General features: G+C 58.5%; 13 protein-coding genes. All 13 read left to right on the top strand.

Annotation, left to right across the window (positions count from 1 at the left end):
- The first annotated feature begins 21 nt into the window (after positions 1-21).
- The 13 genes from fmt to gap all read left to right on the top strand — a co-directional run bounded on the left by fmt (position 22) and on the right by gap (position 13,544).
- Positions 22-996 carry a methionyl-tRNA formyltransferase gene (gene fmt / locus HMPREF2857_RS04925; protein ID WP_016422720.1) on the top strand — a complete coding sequence of 325 codons (975 nt, stop codon included), beginning with the start codon at positions 22-24 and terminating at the stop codon, positions 994-996.
- Positions 997-2,454 (top strand): RsmB/NOP family class I SAM-dependent RNA methyltransferase, encoded by a 1,458-nt coding sequence (locus HMPREF2857_RS04920; RefSeq protein WP_070642967.1) that lies wholly within the window; start codon positions 997-999, stop codon positions 2,452-2,454.
- A gap of 11 nt (positions 2,455-2,465) precedes the next feature.
- Entirely contained in the window at positions 2,466-3,134 is a 669-nt protein-coding gene (gene rpe / locus HMPREF2857_RS04915) for a ribulose-phosphate 3-epimerase (RefSeq protein WP_070642965.1), read from the top strand.
- A gap of 16 nt (positions 3,135-3,150) precedes the next feature.
- Positions 3,151-4,203 carry a bifunctional diaminohydroxyphosphoribosylaminopyrimidine deaminase/5-amino-6-(5-phosphoribosylamino)uracil reductase RibD gene (gene ribD / locus HMPREF2857_RS04910; RefSeq protein WP_016422723.1) on the top strand — a complete coding sequence of 351 codons (1,053 nt, stop codon included), beginning with the start codon at positions 3,151-3,153 and terminating at the stop codon, positions 4,201-4,203.
- Positions 4,204-4,272: 69 nt separating this feature from the next.
- Positions 4,273-4,860 (top strand): riboflavin synthase, encoded by a 588-nt coding sequence (locus tag HMPREF2857_RS04905; RefSeq protein WP_016422724.1) that lies wholly within the window; start codon positions 4,273-4,275, stop codon positions 4,858-4,860.
- 11 nt (positions 4,861-4,871) lie between these two features.
- Positions 4,872-6,134 carry a bifunctional 3,4-dihydroxy-2-butanone-4-phosphate synthase/GTP cyclohydrolase II gene (locus HMPREF2857_RS04900; protein ID WP_070642964.1) on the top strand — a complete coding sequence of 421 codons (1,263 nt, stop codon included), beginning with the start codon at positions 4,872-4,874 and terminating at the stop codon, positions 6,132-6,134.
- Positions 6,135-6,617: a 6,7-dimethyl-8-ribityllumazine synthase gene (ribH, locus tag HMPREF2857_RS04895; protein WP_016422726.1), complete on the top strand. Its 483-nt coding sequence runs from the start codon at positions 6,135-6,137 to the stop codon at positions 6,615-6,617. It abuts the gene before it with no gap.
- A gap of 2 nt (positions 6,618-6,619) precedes the next feature.
- The gene (locus tag HMPREF2857_RS04890) at positions 6,620-7,114 is read left to right on the top strand and encodes a PH domain-containing protein (protein ID WP_069358696.1); all 495 of its coding nucleotides are present in this window, start codon (positions 6,620-6,622) and stop codon (positions 7,112-7,114) included.
- A 29-nt stretch (positions 7,115-7,143) separates the two neighbouring features.
- Positions 7,144-9,192: an excinuclease ABC subunit UvrC gene (uvrC, locus tag HMPREF2857_RS04885; RefSeq protein ID WP_070642962.1), complete on the top strand. Its 2,049-nt coding sequence runs from the start codon at positions 7,144-7,146 to the stop codon at positions 9,190-9,192.
- Positions 9,193-9,304: 112 nt separating this feature from the next.
- Positions 9,305-10,195: an RNase adapter RapZ gene (gene rapZ, locus HMPREF2857_RS04880; protein ID WP_070642960.1), complete on the top strand. Its 891-nt coding sequence runs from the start codon at positions 9,305-9,307 to the stop codon at positions 10,193-10,195.
- Positions 10,196-10,218: 23 nt separating this feature from the next.
- Positions 10,219-11,166 carry a gluconeogenesis factor YvcK family protein gene (gene yvcK, locus HMPREF2857_RS04875; protein ID WP_048731879.1) on the top strand — a complete coding sequence of 316 codons (948 nt, stop codon included), beginning with the start codon at positions 10,219-10,221 and terminating at the stop codon, positions 11,164-11,166.
- A gap of 191 nt (positions 11,167-11,357) precedes the next feature.
- Positions 11,358-12,356: a DNA-binding protein WhiA gene (whiA, locus tag HMPREF2857_RS04870; protein WP_049190810.1), complete on the top strand. Its 999-nt coding sequence runs from the start codon at positions 11,358-11,360 to the stop codon at positions 12,354-12,356.
- Between the two features lie 183 nt (positions 12,357-12,539).
- Positions 12,540-13,544, top strand: a complete 1,005-nt coding sequence (gap, locus tag HMPREF2857_RS04865; RefSeq protein ID WP_048731894.1) for a type I glyceraldehyde-3-phosphate dehydrogenase — start codon at positions 12,540-12,542, stop codon at positions 13,542-13,544.
- Positions 13,545-13,574 lie beyond the last annotated feature (30 nt).

Raw genomic sequence — 13,574 nt, 5'->3', positions numbered from 1 at the left:
CCAGGAAGGAATCCACTTACTGTGCGCCTGATTTTTGCCGGAACCCCGGAACCTGCTGTCGTTGCACTGAAGAAGTTGCTCGAAGACTCCCGTCATGAAATCGTCGCTGTTCTCACTCGCCCCGATGCCCGCCGTGGCCGCGGCAAGTCGCTTTCGCCCTCGCCGGTGAAGGCGCTGGCCTTGGAACACGACATTCCCGTGCTCACCCCGACGACCCTGCGCGATGAAGAGATCCAGCAGCAAATCCGCGAATTAAACGCCGACTGCATCCCGGTGGTCGCCTACGGCAATCTTGTGCCGGAGGAATTGCTCGATGTACCGACGCACGGCTGGGTCAATCTGCATTTCTCACTGCTTCCTGCTTGGCGAGGTGCCGCGCCGGTGCAGGCAGCTATCGCTGCCGGCGATGAAGTCACGGGTGCCAGTACTTTCCGGATTGAAAAGGGTCTGGATACCGGACCAGTTTTCGGTACCGTCACCGAAGCGATTCGCCCGACCGATAATGCCGACGACCTTTTGACCCGCCTGGCATACTCCGGCGCGGATCTTCTAGCCGCCACCATGGACGGCATCGAAGCCGGTGCGTTGCGTCCGACCGCTCAGCCAGAACAGGATGTCAGTTACGCCGCTAAGTTCGGGCCGGAGGATGCCCGAATCGTTTGGACTCAGCCGCGACATCTTCTTGACCGCCGCGCTCGTGCATTCACGCCTGCCCCAGGTGCGTGGACGACTCTCGACGGTGCACGTTTGAAGGTCGGAGAGCTCACCCCGCTTTCCGACGAGGACAGCGCTGCGGTCGACGAGGTGCGAAAGGCAGCTGCTCCGGAGGCGGCAGCCGCCACACCGGGTGAGTTGGTAGTGGAGAAGCACCGAGTATCTGTGCGTTGTGCCGATGGCTATGTGCAGCTGGTGAAGGTGCAGCCACAGGGTAAGAAGATGATGGATGCGTCCGACTGGGCGCGAGGTAGCCAACCCGGCGGAAAGGTCTGCGAGTAAATGGGCAACCACAAACCCCGCCACAACGGTGGCGGACGGCAGCGCGGCAATCGCAGCGGACAGAACCGCAATGACCGCAACCGTAACCGTGACAATCGCGGTGGGGACAACCGTGGTGGCATCGACCAGCCGCGCAAGGTCGCACTGAAGGTACTAGCCGACGTTCGCGAGAATGATGCTTACGCGAACCTGCTGCTGCCCAAGTTGCTGAAGGCACACAAGCTCAAGGGTCGGGATGCTGCTTTTGCAACGGAGCTGACGTACGGCACACTGCGGGCGGAAGGCCTGTTGGATGCCGTGATTGAGGCGTCGTCGTCACGCCCGTTAAACGATATTGCTGGACCGGTGATGGACGTGCTGCGCCTGGGCACGTACCAGCTGCTGCGTACGCGCGTCGACGCCTACGCGGCGGTCGATACCTCGGTGCGGGCAGTGGCGAAGGTGGCGGGACCTGGTGCGCGCGGGTTTGTCAACGCCATTTTGCGGAAGGTCTCCTCGAAGACCGAAAGCGAATGGGTGGCTGAGATTGCACCGGATCCCGCGACCGATCCGATTGGCTACGTGGCAATGAAGCATGCCCACCCGCGCTGGATTGCGATGGAGTTTGCCCGCGCACTCGGTGCACAAGCCGGTGAGCTGCAGCAAGCACTCGCTGCCGACGATGCCCGCCCGCTGGTGCACTTGGTCGCTCGTCCGGGCGAGATTACTGCTGAGGAATTGGCACTGATCACTGGCGGTGAAGAGGGACCGTGGTCGCCGTACTGTGTGCGATTGGACTCCGGTGCCCCAGGAGAATTGGAGCCGGTTCGACAGGGCTTGGCTGCGGTGCAGGACGAGGGTTCTCAGCTCATTGCGCGTGCCGTCACCATGGCACCCGTTGCCGGTGAAGACAGCGGCCGCTGGTTAGATCTGTGTTCCGGCCCCGGTGGTAAGTCAGCTTTCATCGGTGGCATCGCTGCTATTGAGGGCGCGAAGCTCGACGCTGTTGAGGTATCTGCGACTCGCGCAGAACTGGTGAAGAAGGCCACGGCCGGGCTGCCAGTGACTGTAACCGTTGCGGATGGTCGCGATACCGGGCTGGAGGCAGGCTTTGACCGCATTTTGGTAGACGCGCCGTGCTCTGGTTTGGGCTCGCTTCGCCGTCGCCCGGAAGCACGCTGGCGGAAGTCGCCGTCCGATCTGAACTCCTTGACTGCGCTGCAGTTTGAACTGCTCAGTGAAGCTGTGCGTCTGGCACGGCCGGGTGGCATCATCGTCTATTCCACGTGTTCTCCGCATCTGCGTGAAACCAGGGGCATTGTCGATAGGGCAGTGACGGAATTGCCGGTGACGGAGCTGAAGGCACACGAGCTGGTAACGCCGATGACCGATGTCGGACCGTATCCATCTGTGCAGATGTGGCCACACCGCCACGGTACCGATGCGATGTTCTTCTCAGTTTTGCGCAAGAACGACTAGGCTCAGAGGTTATGAGCGCACCAATTATTGCCCCGTCCATTCTCGCTGCTGACTTCGCTCGCCTCGACCGCGAGGTTGAGGCTGTAGCGAATGCAGATTGGCTACATATCGACGTCATGGATGGCCACTTCGTTCCCAACCTGTCTTTCGGCGCTCCGGTGCTGGAGGCCGTAGCTGCGGTGACGGACAAGTACTTGGATGTCCATCTCATGATTGAGAACCCGGAGAAGTGGGTCGACACCTACATTAAGGCGGGGGCGAGCTCCGTTATTTTCCATGTGGAAGCCGCCGACGACGCCATCGCACTGGCACGCCACATTCGTTCCCAGGGCGTGAAGGCCGGGTTCTCGCTGCGCCCGGGTACCCCAATTGAGCCGTGGCTGGATCACCTCGCCGAATTCGACGAGGTGCTGGTCATGAGTGTCGAACCCGGTTTCGGGGGCCAGTCCTTTATGCCGGATCAGCTAACCAAGGTCGAGAAGCTGCGTCAGCGCATTGATGCCGAAGGTCTGGATACTCTGATCGAGATTGACGGTGGTATCTCCGCCAAGACCATCGAATCCGCTGCCGCCGCCGGTTGCGACGCCTTCGTTGCAGGGTCGGCCGTTTTCGGCGCTGATGATCGTGCGGCGGCTGTCGATGAGCTGCGCGCATTGGCCACTACTGCTGCAACTAAGTAGACGGCGGTGAAGCACGGTGGCACAGTTTCCGGATCTCGTCTCCGCACAGCCGCTGACTGACGCTCAAGCTATGGCATTGGCCATAGAAGCCGGCCAGCGAGTTCGGGGCACCACCTATCCCAATCCACCGATTGGTTGCGTCATCCTCGATACCGCAGGGATTGCGGTAGGAGTGGCCGGAACTGAGCCGGTAGGTGGCCGACACGCAGAGCCACAAGCATTAGAAATGGCGGGGGCACGAGCTCAGGGCGGTACTGCAGTGGTCACACTAGAGCCGTGCAATCATATCGGCCGTACACCACCGTGCACCGAGGCACTTGCGGCAGCCGGAGTTTCCCGCGTCATATTTGCGGTCGCCGATCCTAATCCCGTGGCCGCTGGCGGCAGCGAGTGGTTGCGATACAAGGGAATCGACGTGGTCGAGGAGTTCCAACGCAATCGTGTGGCGGATGGCTATCTGCGTCCATGGTTACACTGGCAGCGCACTCGGCGCCCACACATCACGCTGAAGACGGCGGGCACGCTGGATGGTTTCGCCGCCGCTACCGACCGCACCTCGCAGTGGATTACGGGGGAGCAGGCGCGGGCACGGGTACATATCGATCGTGCACGTCGGCAAGCGATTGTCGTCGGAACGGGAACAGTGCTCGCTGACAATCCGCGATTGACCGCGCGCACACCAGACGGCGAGGAGCTGTCAACGCAACCCCTGCGCATCGCGATCGGCACCTCGGAGGTCGCCGCCGATGCGAATATCCGCGGCGATAACTTCCGCCACATTCGCACTCACGATGTGGAAGTGGCGCTGGAGACAATGGCGGATATGGGCCTTATTGACGTCCTGGTAGAAGGCGGCCCACGGCTCGCCAGCGCTTTCTTGGAAGCCGATGCTGTCGACGCGATTGAGTCCTACATTGCCCCGGCGTTTCTCGGAGCTGGTCTGCCGGTGACATCGGCCAATCATGAGACCACCATCACTGACATCTCCCGTTTCCGCACCGTCGCGGTCGAGACTCTGGGGGATGACATTTTGATTACGGCACTCCGCAGTGGCAAAGATCGCGGGTAGACCGGCTAGAGTTAATTTTGTAAAAATCTTTCAATTTATAACAAACGGTAAAGGATTTTCCTGACCACTATGTTTACGGGAATTGTTGAGGAACTCGGCGAAATTCGCGAAATCCACCGCGAAGCCGATTCCATTACTCTGACCATTCGCGCGACCACCGTGCTTGACGACGTGCACCACGGTGATTCCATTGCTGTCAATGGTGTTTGTTTGACCGTCGTGGAGTTTGGCGATGATTTCTTTACCGCTGATCTCATGCAAGAGACTCTGGATAGGTCGAGCCTCGGCCAGGTTGAGGTCGGCTCCAAGGTCAACCTCGAACGTGCAACCGCAGTGGGTCAACGCCTCGGCGGCCATATCGTGCAGGGACATGTCGATGGCACCGGCGAGGTTATTTCGCGCACGCCAGGGGAGCGCTGGGAAGTAGTGCGGATTTCGCTGCCGGAGCATCTCTCCAAGTATGTCGTGGAAAAGGGCTCAATTGCCGTGGATGGTACTTCGTTGACCGTCTCTGCAGTAGGCGAGGGGTTCTTTGAGGTCAGCCTGATACCGACGACGCTGACGGACTCCGTTATTGGTTCGACCGCGGTAGGCGCCAAGGTCAATTTGGAAGTCGATGTGCTAGCCAAGTACGTCGAGAAAATGTTGGAAAGATAAGCTACAAGACTGTGATTAAGTTCGATTCTGTAGAGCGGGCCATTGCGGACATCGCAGCCGGTAAGGCCGTGGTCGTCGTCGACGATGAAGATCGTGAGAACGAGGGCGACATCATCTTCGCCGCCGAGAAGGCAACGCCTGAACTTGTTGCCTTTATGGTTCGCTATTCCTCTGGTTACATCTGCGCGCCGCTGACCGCCGAGGACTGCGAGCGTCTGAATTTGCCACCGATGGTGTCAGAGAATGAGGATGCCCGCGGTACCGCATACACAGTGACCGTGGATGCCAACACCGGTACGACCGGTATTTCCGCCACAGATCGTGCGAACACCATTCGTACTCTGGCTGACCCCACGTCGAGCCCGCACGATTTCACCCGACCAGGACACGTGGTCCCGTTGCGAGCTCGCGATGGTGGCGTCCTCGTCCGTGCCGGCCACACCGAGGCTGCGGTCGATCTCGCCCGCCTGGCAGGGCTTCGTCCTGCTGGCGTGCTGTGTGAGGTTGTCTCCGAGGAAGACCCGACCGGTATGGCGCGCGCGGAGGAACTGCGTCGCTTCTGCGACAAGCACGATTTAGCGCTGATCTCCATTGAGCAGCTGATCGAATACCGTCGCCACAACGAGCACTTGATTGAACGCGTTGTCGAAACCAAGCTGCCGACCGACTACGGCGAGTTCCGTGCCATTGGGTACCGCAGCCTTATCGACGGTGTTGAGCATGTCGCTCTCGTTGTGGGGGATGTGTCTTCCAACGATGGTCAGGACGTCCTCGTGCGTGTGCACTCCGAATGCCTCACTGGCGACGCACTGGGATCTCGCCGCTGCGACTGCGGTCAGCAGCTGCGCAACTCCATGCGCATGGTTCACGAAGCGGGGCGTGGCGTCATCCTCTACATGCGCGGTCACGAAGGCCGAGGCATTGGTCTGATGCCGAAGCTGCAGGCCTACCATCTGCAAGATGAAGGCGCTGACACCGTTGATGCCAATCTTGCGCTCGGTTTGCCGTCGGATGCCCGTGAGTACGGCACTGGTGCACAGATTCTGCAGGATCTTGGAGTCACCACTATGGCGCTGCTGACGAACAATCCGACCAAGCGTGCCGGCCTAGGTGGTTATGGACTAGAGATGAGCCGCCGGGTACCGGTGCCAGTTGAGGTCAACGAGGATAACTTGAAATACTTGTTGACAAAGCGCGAACGCATGGGCCATGAGCTCCCTTGGTTGGATGAGTACATGGAGACCCACGGCATTTCGACAGAAGGAGCACAGTAGATGAGTGGCGCAGGTCTTCCTGAAATTTCCGTTCCCGATTCCACTGGTGTGACCGTCGGTCTGGTCACCTCTCACTGGAACGAGGAGATTACTGGGCAGCTTCGTCGTGAAGCGCTGTCCCAGGCCGAGGAGGTCGGCGCTGTAGTCACGGATGTGACTGTCGTCGGTGCTCTGGAGATTCCGGTTGTGGTGCAACAGCTCGCGCGAACTCACGACGCCGTGGTGGCGCTGGGGTGCGTTATCCGCGGTGGTACGCCGCACTTCGACTATGTCTGCGACTCGGTGACTGAGGGCCTGACGCGGATCGCACTGGACTGTGAAACGCCAGTTGGCAATGGTGTGTTGACCTGCAACACTGAACAGCAAGCAATTGATCGTGCCGGCGGTGAGGGCGCCGCGGAGAATAAAGGTCGCGAGGCCATGGCCGCAGCGCTGCACACCGTCGCAGTGTTGAAGTCCCTTCGTGAAGGTGGAGCTGAGTAAGAATGGGTAACTCCGAACGCCACAGCAATTCGACTGCCGTCGACACCGGTAGCGAAGACAAATGGCTGTTGGAAATCACCTCGCAAAAGCTGCGTCTGTGGGCGATTATCGCTGCAGTTGTGGTTTTCGCTATCCATATCTTCATGGGTATCGTGGTGGACTTTGGTAACACCGGAGCTTCGGTGACCATTATTGACCAGCTGGCTTTCCCGATGATTGGTTTGATCATCGCCGGGGTGATTCTGCTACTGACTCGGGCTCGCGTTCGCGTCAATGCCAGGGGCGTGGAAGTCCGCAATCTGCTCAATGCGAAGTTCTACCCGTGGGTCGATATCTACGGCCTGAGTTTTCCAAAGAAGTCCCGCTGGGCTCGCTTGGAGCTGCCTGACTTTGAGTTTGTGCCGATGCTCGCGATCCAGTCGGCCGACGGCAGCCGCGTCGTGGAAGACATCCGCCGGTTCCGTGAACTTGAAGACAAGTTCATGCCGGAGGACTAACCCAAGGACACGTTTTAAGGACACCGTAAGTGACTGACCCTTCTCAGTACCGTCCCGCCCCCGGCACCATTCCCACGGAGCCGGGGGTGTACCGTTTTCTCGATTCAACCGGGCGCGTTCTCTACGTCGGCAAGGCGAAGAATCTCCGTGCGCGTTTGTCTAACTATTTCCAGGACTTAACTCGGCTTCATCCCCGCACCCGCCAGATGGTGCAGTCCGCTTCGAAGGTGACGTGGACTGTCGTCCACAATGAAGTCGAAGCGCTGCAGTTGGAGTACACCTGGATCAAGCGCTTTAATCCGCGGTTCAACGTGATGTACCGCGACGACAAGTCGTATCCGATGTTGGCCGTCAGCGTTGGAGAGCTGTACCCGCGGCTCTTTCTCTACCGAGGACCGCGCCGGAAGGGCGTGCGTTATTTCGGGCCTTATTCACACGCGTGGGCTATCCGAGAAACGCTCGACTTGCTTACACGAGTTTTCCCAGCCCGCACCTGTTCAAAGGGAGTCTTCAACCGGCAGCAAGCCCTGGGGCGGCCCTGTTTGCTCGGCTATATCGACAAATGCTCGGCGCCTTGTGTCGGCCGTGTCAGTGCCGAGGAACACCGCGAAATTGTCCGTGGTTTTACCAGCTTCATGTCGGGAAATACGGGCCCGGTCACGAGGCGCTTAAAGAAGGAAATGGAGGAAGCTGCCGGCGAGTTAGACTTCGAGCGCGCCGCTAGTCTGCGCGACAACCTCGCTGCCATCGACAAGGTCATGGAGCGGCAGTCAGTCGTGCTTTCCGACGCCGCCGATGCCGACTTTATTGCGCTAGCAACCGACGAACTGGAAGCGGCCGTGCAGATTTTCCATGTTCGGGCGGGACGTATTTACGGTCAGCGCGGCTGGGTAGTGGAGAAGTCCGGCGAGTACGCGACTACGGAGTTTCGAGAGGGAGAAACTGACCCCAGCTTGGGTGGGCTGCTAACGCAGTTCCTGACACAGTTCTATGGCGACGCCGCCAAGCACGCGGATGTCGACGGCGATGAATCAACCACTGCCGCCCAGGTTGTGCCACGCGAAATTCTCGTTCAGGCCACGCCCGACGAGCTTGACGAGGTTACTGCATTTTTGGCCGATATTCGTGGCACTAATGTGGATATTCGCGTCCCACAGCGCGGTGACAAGCGGACGCTCATGGAGACCGTGCAGAAAAATGCAGCTGAAGCGCTGCGCCAGCACAAGCTAAAGCGAAGTGGAGATCTAACTACTCGATCGCAGGCTCTCTCCGAACTTCAGGACGCGCTGTTTATGGATGAAGCGCCGCTGCGTATCGAATGCACTGACATCTCGCATATTCAGGGCACCGATGTGGTGGCCTCGTTGGTGGTCTTCGAGGATGGATTGCCCAAGAAGTCCGACTACCGCCGCTACCGAATCAAAGATGCAGCGGGTGACGGTCGCTCGGACGACGTCGGTTCTATCGCTGAGGTTGTGCGCCGTCGTTTTCTGCGCCATAACGAGGACAAGCTCGCCATGCCCGATGATGCAAGCGAGATGTTCGTCGAAGAGACGACTGATGCCGTCGATGAGCAGTCGCGGAGTAACCGCAAGTTTGCCTACCCGCCACAGTTGTTCATCGTCGACGGTGGTGCACCGCAGGTCGCAGCCGCACAGGCGGTCCTCGATGAACTCGAGGTCACCGATGTGACGTTGGTGGGGATTGCCAAGCGCTTAGAAGAGCTGTGGATTCCCGACGATGATGAGCCGCTCATTCTGCCGCGTAATTCGGAAGCGATGTACCTAATCCAGCGAATTCGTGATGAGGCGCACCGCTTTGCCATTAATTATCACCGCCAGCAGCGATCTAAACGCATGCGCTCGTCGATGCTTGATGGCATTAAGGGGCTGGGGCCAGCACGCCGCAGTGAGTTGGTCAAGCACTTTGGTTCCGTTGCGGCGCTGAAGAAGGCCAGCGTCGAGCAGATCGAAGAAGTGGCTGGTTTCGGGCCGATGCTCGCGAAAACTGTTTACGATTACCTCCATCCAGACGAGAAGTCGTCAGAGCCAAACTCGGATGTCGGTCCGGGAGAGTAGGCGTAGAAGTAGGTAAACAAGTGGCTAAAACCGCACTTGAAACAGTGCTAGGGGGTTTACTTCCGCTAGTAAAACCGAGAGCGGTTGGGCGGAATTGTATTAGAGTGATGGCATGATTACTTCGGGTTATTCCCCTCAGGCTGAAAAGTCACTTGTGTTGATTACCGGCATGTCCGGTTCCGGACGCAATACGGCCGCCAGCGTCTTGGAGGAGATGGGCTGGTATGTCGCAGACAACCTGCCCCCGGAGTTGATTATGCGCATGGTCGAGTTGTCGTTTGAAGCGGACTCTCCAGTAGAGCGCCTCGCTATCGTCACCGACGTGCGCTCGCGCGCGTTCGCCGGCAGTTTGGGGGAGGTGCTCGACGGACTCCGCAATGAGGGGCGCCAGCCCTATGTCATCTTCTTTGATGCCAACGACGACACCCTCATCGCCCGCTACGACTCTGTCCGCCGCACCCATCCGCTGCAGGAAAATGGCACGCTTTCACAGGGTATTGCCGCTGAACGTCAGATGTTGCTGCCAATAAAGGGCATGTCGGATTTAGTAGTGGATACTTCTGACATGAGCGTGCACGATTTGCGCCGTGAGTTAGAGCATCAGTTGTCGGATACCGCTAGTAAGATTCAGCAGATCACCATCGAATCTTTTGGGTTTAAGCACGGTGCACCGCGCGATGCCGACATGCTTTTCGACGTCCGTTTTCTCCCCAATCCCTATTGGGTACCTGAGCTGCGTGCGGGCCGCGGTACCAATAAAGCAGTGGCCGAATACGTGCTGTCCCAACCTGAGTCTCAGGGGTTTTTGGACAACGTCACAAACTTGATTGAATTGGTTTTGCCCGGGTACCGCCGTGAGGGCAAGGGTTTTATGACTATCGCTGTGGGATGCACCGGAGGCCATCACCGAAGTGTGGCCATGTCGGAGGCGCTGGCTAAGAAGCTCGAGGGAGTTTCCGGGATCAACGTCAACGTCGTCCACCGCGATATTGACCGCAACTAGCGGTTTTCGTGGAGGTGTAGAAATTGACATCAATTACCAGTCTGGGTGGCGGTCATGGTCTATTTGCCACGCTGAGAGCTGACCGTCAGGTTGCGGACCATGTCACTGCGGTGGTCACTGTTGCCGACGATGGCGGATCCTCGGGTCGCCTTCGTCGTGAGCTGGGGCAGATTCCCCCTGGAGACCTTCGCATGGCACTCGCCGCGCTTTCCGCAGATACTGAAAAAGGCGATCTGTGGGAAAAGACACTGCAGCACCGCTTTGGCGGAACTGGCGCACTGGCAGGGCATGCGATTGGCAATCTGATTATCGCTGGCCTCACTAGTGTGATGGGAAATGAAGTCGACGCGCTTGACGAAATTGGCCGGTTGCTGCAAATCCGGGGTCGCGTCGTCCCCATGTCGCCGATCCCGCTAGAGATTGAGGCCGAAGTCGTTGGCTTGGAGCAGGATGCTCGCGTTGTGCGCCAGGTCCGTGGCCAGGTCGCAGTGGCCACGACACCTGGCCAGGTGCGCCGAATCCGGCTGATTCCTGAGACTCCGCCGGCATCCGAGGAGGCCATTGAAGCTATCCTCAATGCCGATTTGGTGACGCTGGGTCCGGGTTCGTGGTTTACTTCGGTTCTGCCACATCTTCAGGTGCCCGGGCTGCGGGATGCTCTGCAAGAAACCAATGCCACAACCGTCGTGGTGCTGAATCTTGTCGCCGAGCCGGGGGAGACCGCCGGTTTTTCTTCCGAACGGCACATCCATATGCTCACGCAGCATGCACCTAACTTGAAGCTCAATTACGTGCTTGTCGACGACAACACGCCGCTCGCGGATACCGAACGAGAATACCTGCAGCGAGCGGCGGATAGCCTAGACGCGCAGGTTGTCTTCGCCGATGTGCAAGAAGTTGATGACCACGGAGCTCTGACGGGTCGGCATTCGCCGGAGAAACTAGCTGTCGCACTTCGTCAGTTCCTCTAAAGCGTCCGGCCAATCGAGGGTTTTTATGCATTCTCCTGCGAGGATGCAACAGACAATCAACTAATTGCCACTCGATTGGTTCCGGATACTATCCTTGAGGTTTATTGCTAAAGCTCAAATGGGGTTAATTTTACCTAAATTAACCAGGCCCAAACCCAGCTCGTACACATGAAATGAGGATGGACAGCATCGTGGCATTGACGGCGAAGGTCAAAGACGAACTAGCCCGCGTGTCAGTTTCGCAGGAAAGCGCTCAGGCAGCGGAGATTGCGACCCTGTTCCGCTTCGCAGGAGGACTCCACCTGGTGGCAGGTTCGATTGTGCTGGAGGCTGAGTTGGATTCCGGCGCTGTCGCACGCCGCCTGCGCTCCATGCTGGCCGAACTCTACGATGTCAAAGCCAGCCTCAATGTCTTATCTCCCGGTGGCTTGCGAAAGACCTCGAAGTACATCGTGCGGGTAACTGATGGCGCGGAACTCGTCGTTAGGCAAACTGGCCTGATTGACTCTGCGGGACGTCCCGTACGTGGGCTACCACGCAAGCTGATCATGGGGCAGAAAATTGATCAAGAAGCTGCATGGCGGGGTGCTTTTTTGGCACATGGTTCACTGACTGAGCCGGGGCGTTCCTCAGCTTTGGAAGTCACTGCTCCTTCTGCTGAAGCGGCACTCGCATTGGTGGGATGTGCTCGTAGGCTCGGAATTACGGCTAAGAGCAAGGAGAATAAATCCCGCGGTGGCGATCGCGTAATCATCCGGGAGGGCGATGCAATCGGTGCGCTGCTGACGCGAATGGGAGCCCAGACTACTCGCCTGCAGTGGGAAGAACAGCGTATGCGTCGTGAAGTGCGAGCGACGGCCACCCGCTTGGCAAACTTCGACGATGCCAACCTGCGGCGCTCGGCTCGTGCGGCCGTTATTGCAGCAGCACGAGTAGAGCGTGCATTAGAGATTCTCGGAGACGATGTACCAGACCATTTGGTGTCTGCAGGACAGCTGCGCATCGAGCACAAGCAGGCTTCATTGGAAGAACTTGGGCAGCTGGCCAATCCGCCAATGACCAAGGACGCCGTCGCAGGACGCATCCGCCGTTTGCTCTCCATGGCGGACAAAAGAGCAAACGAACTCGGAATTCCCCCCACAACTGCAGTCGTTACAGACGAACTTTTTGACAAAGAAGTTGACGAGTAAAGCACCTGTTATGCCTAGTCAGGTGCGTAATTTTTGATAAATCTCCGTTTATTTGGGGTTTTCGCACCAAACCACCGCTGCGCGAATGAAAAACCCAACGTACACTTCTGTAGTGAACCTGTTGGAGCGCAATCAGCGCCCTGACAAGTGGCATCGATTCGCCAATCCATTAAGGAGATTATTGTGACGGTTCGTGTAGGTATTAACGGTTTTGGTCGCATTGGCCGCAACTTCTTCCGCTCCCTGCTCGCTGCGGGCGCTGACCTGGAAGTCGTTGCTGTAAACGACCTCACTGATAACAAGACCCTGGCTCACCTGCTCAAGTACGACTCCATCATGGGCAAGCTTGACGCAGAGGTCACCTACGACGATGAGTCCCTCACCGTCAACGGCAAGCGCATCGCCGCATACGCTGAGCGGGACCCGAAGGACCTGCCGTGGGGCAAGCACGAGGTCGACATCGTCATTGAGTCCACCGGTTTCTTCACCGATGCCAACGCTGCCAAGGCTCACATCGAGGCTGGCGCCAAGAAGGTCATCATCTCCGCTCCGGCTAAGAACGAAGACGCAACCTTCGTTGTCGGCGTCAACCACACTGACTACGACCCTGAGAAGCACAACATCATTTCGAACGCTTCTTGCACCACCAACTGCCTGGCTCCGATGGCTAAGGTCCTGGACGACAAGTTCGGCATCGAGCGCGGTCTCATGACCACCATTCACGCATACACCGGTGACCAGCGTCTGCACGACGCTCCGCACAAGGACCTGCGTCGCGCCCGCGCTGCTGCACTGAACATTGTTCCGACCTCCACCGGTGCTGCAAAGGCAGTCGCTCTGGTTCTGCCGCAGCTCAAGGGCCTGCTGGACGGCTACGCACTGCGTGTTCCGACCCCGACCGGCTCTGTCACCGACCTGACCTTCACTGCGAAGAGCGAGGTCACCGTCGAGTCCGTCAATGCTGCCATCAAGGAAGCTGCTGAGGGCGAGCTCAAGGGTGTTCTGGGCTACAACGAGGACCCAATCGTTTCCAAGGACATCGAGGGCGACCCGCGTTCCTCGATCTTCGACGCACCGCTGACCAAGGTCATCGGCGATCAGGTCAAGGTTGTCTCCTGGTACGACAACGAGTGGGGCTACTCCAACCGCCTCGTCGACCTGGCTGTCTACGTCGGTGAGCGCCTCTAATAACTCACCTGGTTAATCCCAGACCCCGAA

This window comes from Corynebacterium sp. HMSC076C10 (assembly GCF_001812455.1).
GTDB lineage: Bacteria > Actinomycetota > Actinomycetes > Mycobacteriales > Mycobacteriaceae > Corynebacterium > Corynebacterium jeikeium_D.
Note: the sequence above shows the minus strand (reverse complement) of the source record. Positions and strands in the feature narration are given on the sequence as shown.

Excerpts from the sequence above, each read along its gene's own strand:
- rpe (WP_070642965.1), top strand. The coding sequence starts at position 2,466 with ATGAGCGCACCAATTATTGCCCCGTCCATTCTCGCTGCTGACTTCGCT.
- HMPREF2857_RS04920 (WP_070642967.1), top strand. The coding sequence starts at position 997 with ATGGGCAACCACAAACCCCGCCACAACGGTGGCGGACGGCAGCGCGGC.
- ribH (WP_016422726.1), top strand. The coding sequence starts at position 6,135 with ATGAGTGGCGCAGGTCTTCCTGAAATTTCCGTTCCCGATTCCACTGGT.
- HMPREF2857_RS04905 (WP_016422724.1), top strand. The coding sequence starts at position 4,273 with ATGTTTACGGGAATTGTTGAGGAACTCGGCGAAATTCGCGAAATCCAC.
- HMPREF2857_RS04890 (WP_069358696.1), top strand. The coding sequence starts at position 6,620 with ATGGGTAACTCCGAACGCCACAGCAATTCGACTGCCGTCGACACCGGT.
- rapZ (WP_070642960.1), top strand. The coding sequence starts at position 9,305 with ATGATTACTTCGGGTTATTCCCCTCAGGCTGAAAAGTCACTTGTGTTG.